Annotated in this window: 14 protein-coding genes; 6 read left to right on the top strand and 8 right to left on the bottom strand. The window is 70.2% G+C overall.

Annotated elements, in window-relative coordinates:
• The first annotated feature begins 81 nt into the window (after positions 1–81).
• Together Dac01nite_RS05880 and Dac01nite_RS05875 are read left to right on the top strand one after the other, a co-directional pair.
• The gene (locus Dac01nite_RS05880) at positions 82–1,026 is read left to right on the top strand and encodes a hypothetical protein (protein ID WP_203654282.1); all 945 of its coding nucleotides are present in this window, start codon (positions 82–84) and stop codon (positions 1,024–1,026) included.
• 76 nt (positions 1,027–1,102) lie between these two features.
• Positions 1,103–1,909 (top strand): SURF1 family protein, encoded by an 807-nt coding sequence (locus tag Dac01nite_RS05875; RefSeq protein ID WP_203654280.1) that lies wholly within the window; start codon positions 1,103–1,105, stop codon positions 1,907–1,909.
• Between the two features lie 36 nt (positions 1,910–1,945).
• Here the strand turns inward: Dac01nite_RS05875 and Dac01nite_RS05870 are convergent, their stop codons facing one another.
• The gene (locus Dac01nite_RS05870) at positions 1,946–3,520 is read right to left on the bottom strand and encodes an ABC-F family ATP-binding cassette domain-containing protein (RefSeq protein WP_373307239.1); all 1,575 of its coding nucleotides are present in this window, start codon (positions 3,518–3,520) and stop codon (positions 1,946–1,948) included.
• 163 nt (positions 3,521–3,683) lie between these two features.
• Here Dac01nite_RS05870 and Dac01nite_RS05865 point away from each other — a divergent pair, with 163 nt between their 5' ends.
• From Dac01nite_RS05865 to ypfJ, 4 genes are read left to right on the top strand one after another with little or no spacing between them, the layout of a single operon-like run.
• Entirely contained in the window at positions 3,684–4,289 is a 606-nt protein-coding gene (locus tag Dac01nite_RS05865) for a biotin transporter BioY (protein WP_239066540.1), read from the top strand.
• A gap of 9 nt (positions 4,290–4,298) precedes the next feature.
• Positions 4,299–5,006, top strand: coding sequence for an energy-coupling factor ABC transporter ATP-binding protein (locus Dac01nite_RS05860; protein WP_203654274.1), 708 nt, complete (start codon positions 4,299–4,301; stop codon positions 5,004–5,006).
• Positions 5,003–5,812 carry an energy-coupling factor transporter transmembrane component T family protein gene (locus tag Dac01nite_RS05855; RefSeq protein ID WP_203654272.1) on the top strand — a complete coding sequence of 270 codons (810 nt, stop codon included), beginning with the start codon at positions 5,003–5,005 and terminating at the stop codon, positions 5,810–5,812. Before Dac01nite_RS05860 ends, Dac01nite_RS05855 begins: the two co-directional genes overlap by 4 nt.
• Complete coding sequence (gene ypfJ / locus Dac01nite_RS05850) at positions 5,809–6,702, top strand: KPN_02809 family neutral zinc metallopeptidase (RefSeq protein WP_203654270.1); 894 nt, start codon at positions 5,809–5,811, stop codon at positions 6,700–6,702. The genes Dac01nite_RS05855 and ypfJ overlap by 4 nt, the downstream gene beginning before the upstream one ends.
• 21 nt (positions 6,703–6,723) lie before the next feature.
• Here the strand turns inward: ypfJ and Dac01nite_RS05845 are convergent, their stop codons facing one another.
• The 7 genes from Dac01nite_RS05845 to sufB are packed head-to-tail and all read right to left on the bottom strand — an operon-like array spanning position 6,724 to position 12,507.
• Positions 6,724–7,050, bottom strand: a complete 327-nt coding sequence (locus tag Dac01nite_RS05845) for a metal-sulfur cluster assembly factor (protein ID WP_203654268.1) — start codon at positions 7,048–7,050, stop codon at positions 6,724–6,726.
• Complete coding sequence (gene sufU, locus Dac01nite_RS05840) at positions 7,047–7,508, bottom strand: Fe-S cluster assembly sulfur transfer protein SufU (protein WP_203654266.1); 462 nt, start codon at positions 7,506–7,508, stop codon at positions 7,047–7,049. Before sufU ends, Dac01nite_RS05845 begins: the two co-directional genes overlap by 4 nt.
• The gene (locus Dac01nite_RS05835) at positions 7,505–8,779 is read right to left on the bottom strand and encodes a SufS family cysteine desulfurase (RefSeq protein WP_203654265.1); all 1,275 of its coding nucleotides are present in this window, start codon (positions 8,777–8,779) and stop codon (positions 7,505–7,507) included. Before Dac01nite_RS05835 ends, sufU begins: the two co-directional genes overlap by 4 nt.
• Positions 8,780–8,787: 8 nt before the next feature.
• Entirely contained in the window at positions 8,788–9,543 is a 756-nt protein-coding gene (gene sufC, locus Dac01nite_RS05830) for a Fe-S cluster assembly ATPase SufC (protein WP_203654262.1), read from the bottom strand.
• Positions 9,543–9,896, bottom strand: coding sequence for a non-heme iron oxygenase ferredoxin subunit (locus Dac01nite_RS05825; RefSeq protein ID WP_239066539.1), 354 nt, complete (start codon positions 9,894–9,896; stop codon positions 9,543–9,545). Before Dac01nite_RS05825 ends, sufC begins: the two co-directional genes overlap by 1 nt.
• The gene (gene sufD, locus Dac01nite_RS05820) at positions 9,893–11,074 is read right to left on the bottom strand and encodes a Fe-S cluster assembly protein SufD (protein ID WP_203654260.1); all 1,182 of its coding nucleotides are present in this window, start codon (positions 11,072–11,074) and stop codon (positions 9,893–9,895) included. Before sufD ends, Dac01nite_RS05825 begins: the two co-directional genes overlap by 4 nt.
• On the bottom strand, positions 11,071–12,507 hold the full coding sequence (gene sufB / locus Dac01nite_RS05815) for a Fe-S cluster assembly protein SufB (RefSeq protein ID WP_275404523.1): 1,437 nt from the start codon (positions 12,505–12,507) through the stop codon (positions 11,071–11,073). Before sufB ends, sufD begins: the two co-directional genes overlap by 4 nt.

Here is a 12,507-nt window from a genome sequence, read left to right as displayed (position 1 = left end):
GATGTTGGTATGGTGACCGCTGTCGAAACGTTTGGACTCGCAATGGTGACCATCGCACCGTCGCACAAAGGGGAGTGACGAATGACCACGGACGACATGGGCTCGCGCGGCGTCGCGCGACGACGTTGGAGCACGGCCGCGCGCATCGGAGCGCTCGCAGCCGTGTCCACGCTGGCCCTGACGGCTTGCTCGAGCGGGAACGACGGCTACGTCGATGCCTGGTTCCGCAATGGGGACCCCATCTACGCGCCGCTCAAGGCCGATCTCTTCGACGAGGCCGGCACCCCGCAGTGCGAGCAGCCCCTCGCCTGGCAGCGCATCGAGACGCGCGGCCGCTCGCTGGCGAGCACCGGCGGAATCGTCGTGGCATGGCTCTTCGAGGTCATGAACGACGAGGTCGACCCGGAGACCGCAGGCGACGACGGCAGCGAGCGGGCCAAGCTCGAGCGCGCGCAGGGCAGCCTGGACCGCATGTATCAGTGGACCGAGCCCACCTTCGACGCGGAGAACGGCATCACGGGTCCCGAGGACCTGGAGGCGCTCAAGGCGCAGTGGCAGGAGCACCTCGCCGGGATGGGCGAGGAGGCTCCGTTCGACCAGTACGCCCGGCCTGGCGAGAGCTGGCTCGTCACCCCCGAGGTGACCTACACGATCCGTCGCATCACCGACGTCGAGGGGTTCATCGAGGACAACGCGATCCCCACGAGCTTCAACGGGCAGCGCTTCGACTACGCGGGTGCGATGAACCGCGAGACGGGCGTCGAGTACCTCATGGAGACCAGCCGCGAGACCGGTGAGACGGTCCTGCTGTCCGCCGACGAGGAGATCCCCGTCGAGGAGGGCTCCGAGCTGTACAACGAGTTCGAGATCGACCTCGACGTCGGCTTCCCCAACGAGCCCGAGGCGCGGCTGGTGCTGGCGAACGACCAGTGCCCCGCCATCGATGGCACCCAGGGCAGCCGCTACTGGGTGTTCGACTTCGAGATGCTCGAGACCACGTCGGAGGAGCCGGTGGACCTGCTCTAGCCGCTGTCCGTCCATCAGGGCCCGTCACCGCGATCGTGGTGACGGGCCCTGATGCGTCCACGACTACCATCGACTCGTGCCCGCCCGCCGCCATCCCTCCCTGCTGCGCATCGCGGCCACCATGGCGGTGTGCCTCGCGGTGAGCGCGGTCGCGACGCTGCTGGGCCTGTGGCAGTACGGCCGGCACGTGGAACGGGCCGATGCGCGCGCGGCTTATGGGAGCGCCGTCGAGTCTCCCGTGGCGGACCTGGGCGCCGTGGTGCCCGCGGAGGCGTCCACCCTGCCGCCCGGCGCACAGTGGCGGACCGTCACCGCGACAGGGTCCTTCGATCCTGCCCCTCCCACCGTGCTGCGGGGACGCCCGGTGGACGGGACCGCCGCGTGGCAGTACCTCGCGTGGTTCGACACCGTGGACGGGCAGTCGCTCATGGTCAACCTGGGGTGGGTCCCGCAGCCAGGCGGCACCGAGGATGCGTCCGCGTTCGATCTGCCGTCCGATCCTGGCGTCCAGATCACGGTCGTGCTGCGCGACTGGGAGGAGGACGACGGCAAGACCACCGCCGGCTCCATCACGCGCATCACTCCGGCGCAGCTGCCGGCGCCCACGGGTGACCCCGTCCCCGGTTACGGGATGCTGCGCGAGCTGTGCGCGGACGATTCGTGCGTCCCGACGCCCATCGGCGAGCCGGTGCCGCTGCCCGAGCTGACCTTGGGCCCCCACCTGTCCTATGCGTGGCAGTGGTGGCTGTTCGCGGTGATGGCGCCCGTGGGCGGCGTCCTGTTGCTGCGCCGTGACGCACGCATGGATCGCGCAGCGCCCGCGGCCCGGCCACCTCAGCGCCGTCGACGGCTCACCGACGAGGAGATCGAGGACGCCCTCTAGCGCCGGAGCGCTCTCTCGTGTGCCTGGAGAGCGCGTTCAGGCGAGGGCGATCAGGTCCCGGTAGGACTCGTTCCAGAGGTCCTCGACGGCGTCCGGCAGCAGCAGCACGCGCTCCGGGTCGAGCGCCTCCGCGGCGCCCTCGTCGTGCGTGACCAGCACCACGGCGCCCTCGTACGAGCGCAGCGCGTTCAGGATCTCGGCGCGCGAGGCAGGGTCCAGGTTGTTGGTGGGCTCGTCGAGCAGCAGCACGTTGGCCTGGCTCACCACGAGCGTCGCGAGCGCCAGGCGCGTCTTCTCGCCACCGGACAGCACGCGCGCGGGCTTGCCCGCGTCGTCGCCGCTGAACAGGAACGAGCCGAGCACCTTGCGCACCTCGGTCTCGCCCAGGTCCGGCGCGGCGTGGGCCATGTTCTCCCCCACCGTCGCGTCCATGTCCAGGGTGTCGTGCTCCTGGGCGTAGTAGCCGAGCTTGAGCCCGTGCCCCGCCTCGATGATCCCGGTGTCCGGCGTCTCGACGCCGCCGAGCAGTCGCAGGAGGGTGGTCTTGCCGGCACCGTTGAGTCCCAGCACCACGACCTTGGAGCCGCGGTCGATCGCGAGCTCGACGTCCGTGAAGACCTCGAGGGAGCCGTAGTACTTCGACAGCTCCTGGGCGCGCAGCGGGGTCTTGCCGCACGGCGCGGGTGTGGGGAACCGCAGCGAGGCGACCTTGTCGCTCGCGCGGGTGTCCTCGGTCTCGGCGAGCAGACGCTCGGCACGCTTGGCCATGTTCTGCGCGGCCACGGCTTTGCTGGCCTTGGCGCGCATCTTGTCCGCCTGCGCCAGCAGCTCGGCGGCCTTCTTCTCCGCGTTGCGTCGCTCGCGGTGGCGGCGCTTCTCGTCGTCCTCGCGCTGCTGGAGGTAGAGGTCCCAGCCCATCGCGTACTGGTCCATGACGCCGCGGTTGGCGTCGAGGTGGAACACCTTGTTCACGCACGCCCGCACCAGGTCGACGTCGTGGGAGATCACGATCAGACCGCCGGCGTACTGGACCAGGAACGCGCGCAGCCACGCGATCGAGTCCGCGTCGAGGTGGTTCGTGGGCTCATCGAGCAGCAGCGTCTCCGCACCCGAGAACAGCACGCGGGCGAGCTCGACGCGGCGACGCTGCCCGCCGGACAGGACGCCGACGGGCTGCGCGAGCACGCGCTCGTCGAGGCCCAGGTTCGCGGCGATGCGGGACGCCTCGGCCTCCGCGGCGTAGCCGCCGGCGGCGCGGAAGCGCTCCTCGATGCGGGGGTACTGGTCCATGGCCTTGTCACGGGCCTGCTCGTCCTCGCCCGCCATCGCCTCCTCGGCGTCGCGCATCTTGCGCGCCAGGCCCGCGAGGTCCCGCGCGGCGAGGATGCGGTCCATCGCCGCCTGCTCGAGGTCGCCGGTGCGGGGATCCTGGGGGAGGTAGCCGATGCGACCCTTCTGGACCGCCTTGCCTGCGGATGGCACGCCCTCGCCGGCGAGGATCTTGGTGAGGGTGGTCTTGCCGGCGCCATTGCGCCCGACGAGGCCGATGCGGTCGCCGGCATTGACGTGGAACGACGTGGGGTGCAGGAGCACCCGCGCGCCGATGCGCATCTCGAGGTCCTGAGCGGCGATCAACGAATCTCCCCTCCGCGCAGCGCGCGGCAGTTGTGCGGTTTCGACAAGGTTTGGTCCGCGTGGCCGTCCGATGGCCGATGCGGGAGCGGCCACGAGTAGCGTGGGCGCCAGTCCATTGTCCCAGACAGAGGAGATCCCCATGCCCCGCCGCCTCACCGGAGCCGACGTCGCGCTGGTCGCCGTGTTCGCCGCGTTCATCGCCGCCTCGACCGCGGTGCCCGAGGTGACGCTCGCGTTCGGCGTGCCCGTGTCGCTGCAGACCTTCGCCGTGGTGCTGGCGGGCCTCGTGCTGGGGCCGTGGCGCGGTGCCGGCGCCGTGCTCCTCTACCTCGTGGTGGGGCTCGCCGGCGCCCCGATCTTCGCCAACCTCATGGGGGGCAGCGCGGTGCTCGCGGGTCCCACGGGCGGCTTCCTGCTCGCCTTCCTGCCGGCCGCGTGGGTGGTGGGCGCCATCACGGTCGCGTTCCGCCGCCGCACGCGTCTCACGTACCTGCACCTGGTGATCGCGGGTCTCGCGTCGATCCCGGTGGTCTACGCGATCGGCATCCCCTGGCTGGCCTGGCGTGCGCAGATCACGGTCACGGAGGCCGCGATCGCCATGGGCCCCTTCGCGATCGGGGACGTGATCAAGGTGCTGGTGGCCGCGGCGGTGGCGGCGATCATCCACCGCGCGTACCCCCAGCTCCTGCCGGGAACCCGCGCCCGCTCAGCCGCTGTGGAGCACGAGCACGCCACGACCGCATAGCCTTGGGGCATGATCGAATTCAAGGACGCGGCCGTCGTCGCGCCCGACTCCGGGGTGCCGATCCTCGAGCCCACCAGCCTGCGGCTCACGGAGCGCCACATCTCCATCATCGGCGCGAACGGCGGCGGCAAGTCCACGCTGGTGCGCCTCATCAATGGACTGGTGCTGCCGTCGGAGGGCTCGGTCGAGGTCGAGGGGCTCGACGTCGCCAGGCACGGGCCCAAGGTGCGCCGCATCGTGGGATTCCTCTTCACGGACCCGTCCGCCCAGCTCATCATGCCCACGGCCATCGAGGACGTGATGCTGTCGCTGCGACGCACCATCGACAAGAAGGACGAGCGGGCCGATGCGGCGCTCGCAGCGCTCGAGGAGATCGGCCTGGGCGACAGGGCGGACGTGTCCGTCAACGCGCTCAGCGGTGGCCAGCGCCAGCTCCTGGCCCTGGCGGGCGTGCTCGCGGTGACGCCGCGCATCCTCATCGCGGACGAGCCCACCACGCTGCTCGACCTGCGCTGGCGGGCCCACGTGGGCTCGCTGCTGCGCTCGCTGCCGGTGCAGCTCATCGAGGTCACCCATGATCTCGACTCGGCCGCCCGTGCCGAGCGCACCCTGGTGATCGACGACGGTGGCGTCGCGTTCGACGGCTCCCCGATCGAGGCCGTCGCCTTCTATCGCGACCTGATGTTCGGCCGCGTCTCGCGGCGGCCCTCCGCATGATCTCCATGCTGGGCCTGTACCGGCCGCGCAGCACTCCCCTGCACGCCGCGCCGGCCTGGTTCAAGGTGCTCCTGCTCGTCACGCTGGCGATCACCACGGTCCTCGTGTCCGACCCGGTGACCTCGGTGGGCATCATGTGCGCGTGCGTGCTGCTCCTGGCGTCGACCGAGCCGCCGGCCAAGGCGACGCTGTACGCGATGCTCGGCACCCTGGCCGTCGCGGGACTCAGCTCGGGACTGCACGTGTGGCGCGGCGACTACGCACGCGCGATCGACGTGGCCGCAGATCTCATCGGCATCGTGGCGCTGGCGCTGGCCGTGACGTGCTCGACGTCGATGGCGGCGATGCTCGACTTCGTCTCCGCCGTCGCGCGTCCCATCAGGTTCCTGCTCCCGCCGGAGACGCTCGGGCTGATGTTCGCGCTCATGCTGCGGGCGCTACCCGAGGTGGCGCGGCTGTACCTGGAGTCGCGCATGGCGGCCCGTGCGCGCGGACTCGATCGCTCGGTGCGGGCCGTGGTGTTCCCTACGACCACGCGCAGCGTGGGCTTCGCCCTGCAGCTGGGCCAGGCGCTGCACGCGCGCGGCATCGCGGAGGAGGCTCGCGAGAGGCGCCGATCCCGCCGCGCGGCTCCCCCGGGCCAGCCGTCGAGGCGGCGCCGGCGTGGTCGCGCGGGCGCCGCTGTGGGACCGCGCGAAGGCGTGGTGCCGCCCGCATCGTCGATGTCTCGCGAGGACGCCTTCGCGCTGCTCGCGGGTCACGCGAGCGACGCGAGGCCCCGCGATCCCGCGCGGAGCCAACCATGACCTTCAGGGACGGCGCTCGGCTGGACCCGTCTCGCGTGCAGCGCCGCGGCCGCCGTCGCGGCGGCGGCATCGCGATCGGCGGCGGCGTGGGCGGGCTGCTCCTGGTGCTGGCGTACGTGCTGCTGGGCGGCGACCCCGCGGATCTGGACACCTCGGGCGGGAGCGCAGGCGCCGAGGACCCGGACACGGCGGCCGCGTTCGCCGAGCGCTGCACCACCGGTGCGGACGCCAATGCGTACGACGACTGTCGCGTGCTCGGCGCGATCGAGTCGCTCGACGCGTACTGGAGCGACGTGCTGCCCGGCCTGGGCCACGCCTTCACGCCGCCCGGGGTCGTCGTGTTCGACGAGGCCACCACAGGAGGCTGCGGCGCCGCGTCGGCGGCAACCGGGCCGTACTACTGCCCCGTGGACGCGACGATGTATCTCGACACGAGCTTCGTGGACGCCCTCGCGGCGTACGGCTTCGAAGACGGCCCGCTTGCGCAGCTGTACGTGATCGCCCATGAGTACGGCCACCACATCGAGAGCATCACGGGGGCTCTGCAGGCCGCGGACAGATCCGGGACCGGACCTGACTCCGACGGCGTGAGGATCGAGCTGATGGCCGACTGCCTCGCAGGCGACTGGATCGGCGAGGCATCGACCGTGGAGGATCCCGAGACCGGACGCCCGTTCCTCGAGCCCATCACGGACCAGCAGCTCGACAACGCCCTCGCGGCGGCCGAGGCCGTGGGCGACGATCGCATCCAGGAGACCGTCCAGGGCTACGTCGAGCCCCACTCGTTCACGCACGGCTCATCGCAGCAGCGCCGCGAGGCGGTGATCCTCGGCTACGAGCAGGGCGCAGCGTCCTGCGACGCGTTCGGGGTGTTCACCGACGCCGCTTGAGCGGCGCTCCGACCATCCTTCTCAGACGTTGAAGCCGAGCGCCCGCAGCTGCTCGCGGCCGTCATCGGTGATCTTGTCCGGGCCCCACGGCGGCATCCACACCCAGTTGATGCGGAAGCCGTCGACCACGCCGTCGAGCGCCTGGCCGGTCTGGTCCTCGATGACGTCCGTGAGCGGGCACGCCGCCGAGGTGAGCGTCATGTCGATCACGGCGTGCTGGTTCTCGTCGAGCGCGACGCCGTAGACGAGGCCGAGGTCGACGACGTTGATCCCCAGCTCGGGATCGATCACGTCGCGCATCGCCTCTTCGACGTCCGCGGCGTTGGCGGGGGTCTGAGTCTCGGTCATGGCTGGTCCTTTCGTGCCTGGATGACCGCGTCCTTGAACGCCATCCATCCCAGCATGGCGCACTTGATGCGCGCCGGGTACTTGCCCACTCCGACGAACGCGGTCGCGTCGCCGAGCAGGTCCTCTCGGTCATCGTCCAACGGCTCGCCCTTGGCCTGCATCAGGTCGCGGAACGCGTCCATGGTGCGGTCCGCCTCCTCGAGGCTCTCGCCCTCGACCAGCTCGCTCAGCACGGACACCGAGGCCTGGGAGATCGAGCATCCCTGCCCCTCCCATGACACGGCTCCGATCCGGTCGCCGTCGAGGCCCACGCGCAGGCGGATCTCGTCGCCGCAGGTGGTGTTGACCTGGTGGGACTCCCCCACCAGCGGCAGCTCGATCTCCACCAGGCCGCGCCCATGGGCCTGACGGGCGTGATCCATGATCACCTGCTGGTACATCTGCTCCAGTGCGCTCATGCCTTCACTCCGAAGAATGCGGGGACGGTCGCGAGCGCCTCGGTGAAGGCGCGCACGTCGTCCGGGGTCGTGTACACGTGGGCGCTGGCGCGGGTCGAGCCCGTCACGCCGAAGCGCCGGTGAAGCGGCTGCGCGCAGTGGTGACCCACGCGCACCGCGATGCCCGCGTCGTCGAGCACCTGGCCCACGTCGTGCGGGTGGATGCCGTCGACCGAGACGGCCGCGATCGCGATCACGTCGCGCGCGTCCGCGTCGCCCTCGGGTCCGAGCAGCCGCATGCCGGGGAGGTCCGCGACGCCGCCACGCAGCAGCGCGGCGAGCTCGCGCTCGTGCGCCTCGACGCGATCCATGCCGATCTCCATCAGGTAGCGCGCCGCGGCGCCCATGCCCACCGCCTGGGCGACGGGCTGCGAGCCGGCCTCGAAGCGCATCGGCGCGTCGAGCCAGCTGGTGGTCTCCATCGTGACGACCTTCACGGCTCCGCCGCCGAACACGCTGGGCGGCAGCGCGTCGAGCAGCTCCTTGCGGCCGTACAGCGCGCCGATCCCCGTGGGGCCCAGCATCTTGTGGGAGCTGAACGCCATGAAGTCCACGTCGAGTGCAGCGACGTCCACCGGCAGGTGGGGCACCGACTGGCATCCGTCCAGCACCGTGAGCGCGCCCACGGCCTTGGCTCGGGCCACGAGTGCCGCGACGGGCGAGATGACGCCCGTCAGGTTCGACACGTGGGTGAACGCGAGCACCGCGGTGCGCTCGTTCACGAGCTCGTCGAGGTCGTCCAGGTCGAGGCGGCCGTGATCGTCGACCGGGATCCACCGCAGCGTCGCGCCCGTCCGGGTCGCGAGCGCCTGCCAGGGCACGAGGTTCGCGTGGTGCTCGGCCTCGGTCACGCAGATCTCGTCGCCGGGGCCGATGCGGAAGCGCGCCGCCTCCTCGCCGCCGATGCCGGCGGACGCATTGCCGATGCCGCTCGCGACCAGGTTGAGGGCCGCCGTGGCGTTCTCGGCCCACACGATCTCCTCGTGCTGCGCACCCACCAGCGTCGCCACGTCGCCGCGCGCCGCCTCGAACAGGCCGGAGGCCTCCTCCGCGAGGAGGTGAGCGCCGCGGCCCACAGCACCGTTGTGGTGCTCGTAGAAGTCGCGCTCGGCATCGATCACCGCGCGCGGCTTCTGGGCCGTGGCCCCCGAGTCCAGGTACACGAGCGGCTTCCCGTTCCTGACCGTGCGGGTCAGGAGCGGGAAGTCGTCGCGCAGACTGGAGGAGAGCATCGCGATCGTTACGCCTCGACCAGGAAGCGGTCGTAGCCCTCGGCCTCGAGGCGCTCGGCCAGCTCGGGTCCGCCCTGCTCGGCGACCCGGCCGTTCACGAACACGTGGACGAAGTCGGGCTTGATGTAGCGCAGGATGCGCGTGTAGTGCGTGATGAGCATGACGCCCAGCCCGGTGTTGTCCTTGACGCGGTTCACGCCCTCGGAGACGATGCGCAGCGCGTCGACGTCCAGACCGGAGTCGGTCTCGTCGAGGATCGCGATCTTGGGCTGCAGCAGCTCCATCTGAAGGATCTCGTGGCGCTTCTTCTCACCGCCGGAGAAGCCCTCGTTGACGTTGCGCTCGGCGAACGAGGCGTCCATGCGGAGGTTCTCCATCGAGCCCTTGACCTCCTTGACCCACGTGCGCAGCTTGGGAGCCTCGCCGTCGATCGCGGTCTTGGCGGTGCGCAGGAAGTTCGACACCGAGACCCCGGGGACCTCCACGGGGTACTGCATGGCGAGGAACAGGCCCGCCTTGGCACGCTCGTCCACGCTCATCTCGAGCACGTTCTCGCCGTCCAGCAGCACCTCACCGTCGGTGATCGTGTACTTGGGGTGGCCAGCGACCGAGTACGCCAGTGTCGACTTCCCGGATCCGTTGGGGCCCATGATGGCGTGCGTCTCGCCCGAGCGGATAGTCAGGTCCACGCCCTTCAGGATCTGCTTGGTGCCTTCGGGGGTGTCCACGCTCACGTGGAGGTTCTTGATCTCAAGAGTGGTCATCAGTTCTCCTTCGTCACAGCAATGTTCGCGTCCACGTCGACGGCGATGGCGCCGTCGACGATGGACACGGAGTACACAGGGACCGGCTCCATGGCCGGAAGTTCGGTGGCGTCGCCCGAGCGGACGTCGAAGCGGCCGCCGTGCGCCCAGCATTCGACCTCGTGGCCCTCGACATCGCCCTCGCCGAGCGAGACCTCTCCGTGGGTGCAGGTGTCGCCGATCGCGTACACATCGCCCCCGGACTCGCGCACGAGCGCGACGGGCACGGTCGCGCCGCTGTCAGAGGTGACCATGACGGTCATCGCGGAGCCGGGCGCCAGGTCGGCGAGAGAGGCCACTACGGTGCTGGTCACGCCGGCTCCTCCGAGAAGTGCTCGAGCTCCTTGTCGATCTCCTGCATGAGCCCGGCCTCGACCTCGGGGACGCCGATCTGCTGGATCAGGTCCGCGAAGAAGCCTCGCACCACGAGCTTGCGCGCGCGGTCCTCGGGGATGCCGCGCGAGCGCAAATAGAACATCTGCTCGTCGTCGAAGCGACCGGTCGCGGAAGCGTGGCCCGCCCCTTCGATCTCACCGGTCTCGATCTCGAGGTTGGGCACCGAGTCCGCGCGCGCGCCGTCCGTCAGGACGAGGTTGCGGTTGAGCTCGTAGGTGTCCGTGCCCTCGGCCGCGGCGCGGATCAGGACGTCGCCGATCCACACGGTGCGTGCCGTCTTGCCTGCGAGCGCGCCCTTGTAGGCGACGTTCGAGTGGCACTGGGGAGCGTTGTGGTCGATGAACGTCCGGTGCTCGAGGTGCTGACCGGCGTCCGAGTAGTACAGGCCCAGCAGCTCGGCGGAGCCGCCGGTGCCGCCGTACTCGGCCGTCACGGCCAGGCGCACCGCCTTGCCGCCCAGCGACACCGCGACGTGCTTGTAGGTCGCGTCGCGGCCCACGCGGGCGTGGTGGGTGCCCGCGTGCACGGCGTCGTCGTCCCACTGCTGCAGGCTCACGACCTTGAGCTGCGAGCCGTCACCCATGATGACCTCGACGTTGCCGGCGTGCGCGCCGGTGCCGCGGTGCTCGAGGATGACGGTCGCCTCGCTGTGAGTGCCCGCCTCGATCACCAGGTGCGAGCGGGAGCGCTCGCGACCGGTGATGGCGACACGAATCGGATCGGTGAGCTGCGCATCGGCCGGGATCGCGACGTGCGTCGCGCGCTCGGTGCCAGCGGACGCGATCGCCGCGATGCGGTCCTCCGGGACGAGCACGGTGCCGCGCGGAGCCTCGCCCTGGGCGAGCTCGCCCACGACGACGCCCTGCGGCGCCGTCACCTCGACGGACGCGCCGTCCGCGGGGGCGGCGGCCTCGTCGAGCACCGGCGCGAGGTCGCGCAGCGCCGAGAACCGGTAGTCCTCGTCACGGGGACCCGGCTGCTCGAATGCGTCCACGTCGAAGGACGTGAAGCGCTCGCCGCGCGAGCCCTGGGGGACGACGACGCCGTCGGTGTGGGCGGCGTCAGCGGTGGCCTGCGAGTGATCGGTGGTGGTCAACCGACACTTCCTTCCATCTGCAGTTCGATGAGGCGGTTCAGCTCGAGTGCGTACTCCATGGGCAGCTCGCGCGCGATGGGCTCGACGAACCCGCGCACGATCATGGCCATGGCCTCGGTCTCGTCCATGCCTCGGGACATGAGGTAGAACAGCTGGTCCTCGGACACCTTCGAGACGGTCGCCTCGTGACCCATGTGGACGTCGTCCTCGCGGACGTCGACGTACGGGTAGGTGTCGGAGCGGCTGATCTGGTCGACGAGCAGCGCGTCGCACAGCACGTTCGACCGGGAGTTCTTGGCACCCTCGAGCACCTGCACCAGGCCGCGGTAGGACGTGCGCCCGCCGCCGCGTGCGACCGACTTGGAGACGATCGAGCTCGAGGTGTTGGGAGCAGCGTGCACCATCTTGGCGCCCGCGTCCTGGTGCTGGCCCTCGCCCGCGAAGGCGATCGACAGGGTCTCGCCGCGGGCGTGCTCGCCCAGCATGAAGATCGCCGGGTACTTCATGGTGACCTTGGAGCCGATGTTGCCGTCGACCCACTCCATGGTCGCTCCCTCGGCGGCCGTGGCGCGCTTGGTGACCAGGTTGTACACGTTGTTCGACCAGTTCTGGATGGTCGTGTAGCGCACTCGGGCGTTCTTCTTGACGATGATCTCGACCACCGCGGAGTGCAGCGAGTCGGAGCTGTAGATGGGCGCGGTGCAGCCCTCGACGTAGTGGACGTAGGAGCCCTCGTCAGCGATGATCAGCGTGCGCTCGAACTGGCCCATGTTCTCCGTGTTGATGCGGAAGTAGGCCTGCAGCGGGATGTCGACGTGGACGCCCGGGGGGACGTAGACGAACGAGCCGCCCGACCACACGGCCGTGTTGAGCGCGGCGAACTTGTTGTCACCGGCAGGGATCACGGTGCCGAAGTACTGCTCGAACAGCTCCGGGTGCTCGCGCAGCGCGGTGTCGGTGTCCATGAAGATGACGCCCTGCTCCTCCAGGTCCTCGCGGATCTGGTGGTACACGACCTCGGACTCGTACTGAGCGGCGACGCCGGACACGAGGCGCTGCTTCTCCGCCTCCGGGATGCCCAGCTTGTCGTACGTCGCCTTGATGTCCTCGGGCAGGTCGTCCCACGTCGCAGCCTGCTTCTCCGTGGAGCGCACGAAGTACTTGATCTGGTCGAAGTGGATGCCGGACAGGTCCGATCCCCAGTGGGGCATGGGCTTCTTGTCGAACAGCTTGAGGCCCTTGAGGCGCTGGTTCAGCATCCACTCGGGCTCGCTCTTGAGCGCGGAGATGTTGCGCACGACGTCCTCGGACAGGCCGCGCTGCGCGATCGCGCCCGCGGCATCGTTGTCGTGCCAGCCGTACTCGTAGCCGCCGATCGACGCGATGATCTCCTCATCGGTCTGGGCCGGGGCGTTGTCGGTGGGAGTGCTCAT

The sequence above is a fragment of the Demequina activiva genome, assembly GCF_016862815.1.
GTDB lineage: Bacteria > Actinomycetota > Actinomycetes > Actinomycetales > Demequinaceae > Demequina > Demequina activiva.
The sequence above is the reverse complement of the archived record's forward strand: the minus strand, read 5'-3'. Positions and strand labels throughout refer to the sequence as shown.

Bases quoted from the DNA above. Each gene is read 5' to 3' on its own strand.
- Dac01nite_RS05860 (WP_203654274.1), top strand. From the start codon at position 4,299: ATGATCGAATTCAAGGACGCGGCCGTCGTCGCGCCCGACTCCGGGGTG.
- Dac01nite_RS05865 (WP_239066540.1), top strand. From the start codon at position 3,684: ATGCCCCGCCGCCTCACCGGAGCCGACGTCGCGCTGGTCGCCGTGTTC.
- sufU (WP_203654266.1), bottom strand. From the start codon at position 7,508: ATGAGCGCACTGGAGCAGATGTACCAGCAGGTGATCATGGATCACGCC.
- Dac01nite_RS05855 (WP_203654272.1), top strand. From the start codon at position 5,003: ATGATCTCCATGCTGGGCCTGTACCGGCCGCGCAGCACTCCCCTGCAC.
- ypfJ (WP_203654270.1), top strand. From the start codon at position 5,809: ATGACCTTCAGGGACGGCGCTCGGCTGGACCCGTCTCGCGTGCAGCGC.
- sufC (WP_203654262.1), bottom strand. From the start codon at position 9,543: ATGACCACTCTTGAGATCAAGAACCTCCACGTGAGCGTGGACACCCCC.
- Dac01nite_RS05845 (WP_203654268.1), bottom strand. From the start codon at position 7,050: ATGACCGAGACTCAGACCCCCGCCAACGCCGCGGACGTCGAAGAGGCG.
- sufB (WP_275404523.1), bottom strand. From the start codon at position 12,507: ATGAGCACTCCCACCGACAACGCCCCGGCCCAGACCGATGAGGAGATC.
- Dac01nite_RS05835 (WP_203654265.1), bottom strand. From the start codon at position 8,779: ATGCTCTCCTCCAGTCTGCGCGACGACTTCCCGCTCCTGACCCGCACG.
- Dac01nite_RS05880 (WP_203654282.1), top strand. From the start codon at position 82: ATGACCACGGACGACATGGGCTCGCGCGGCGTCGCGCGACGACGTTGG.
- Dac01nite_RS05870 (WP_373307239.1), bottom strand. From the start codon at position 3,520: ATGCGCATCGGCGCGCGGGTGCTCCTGCACCCCACGTCGTTCCACGTC.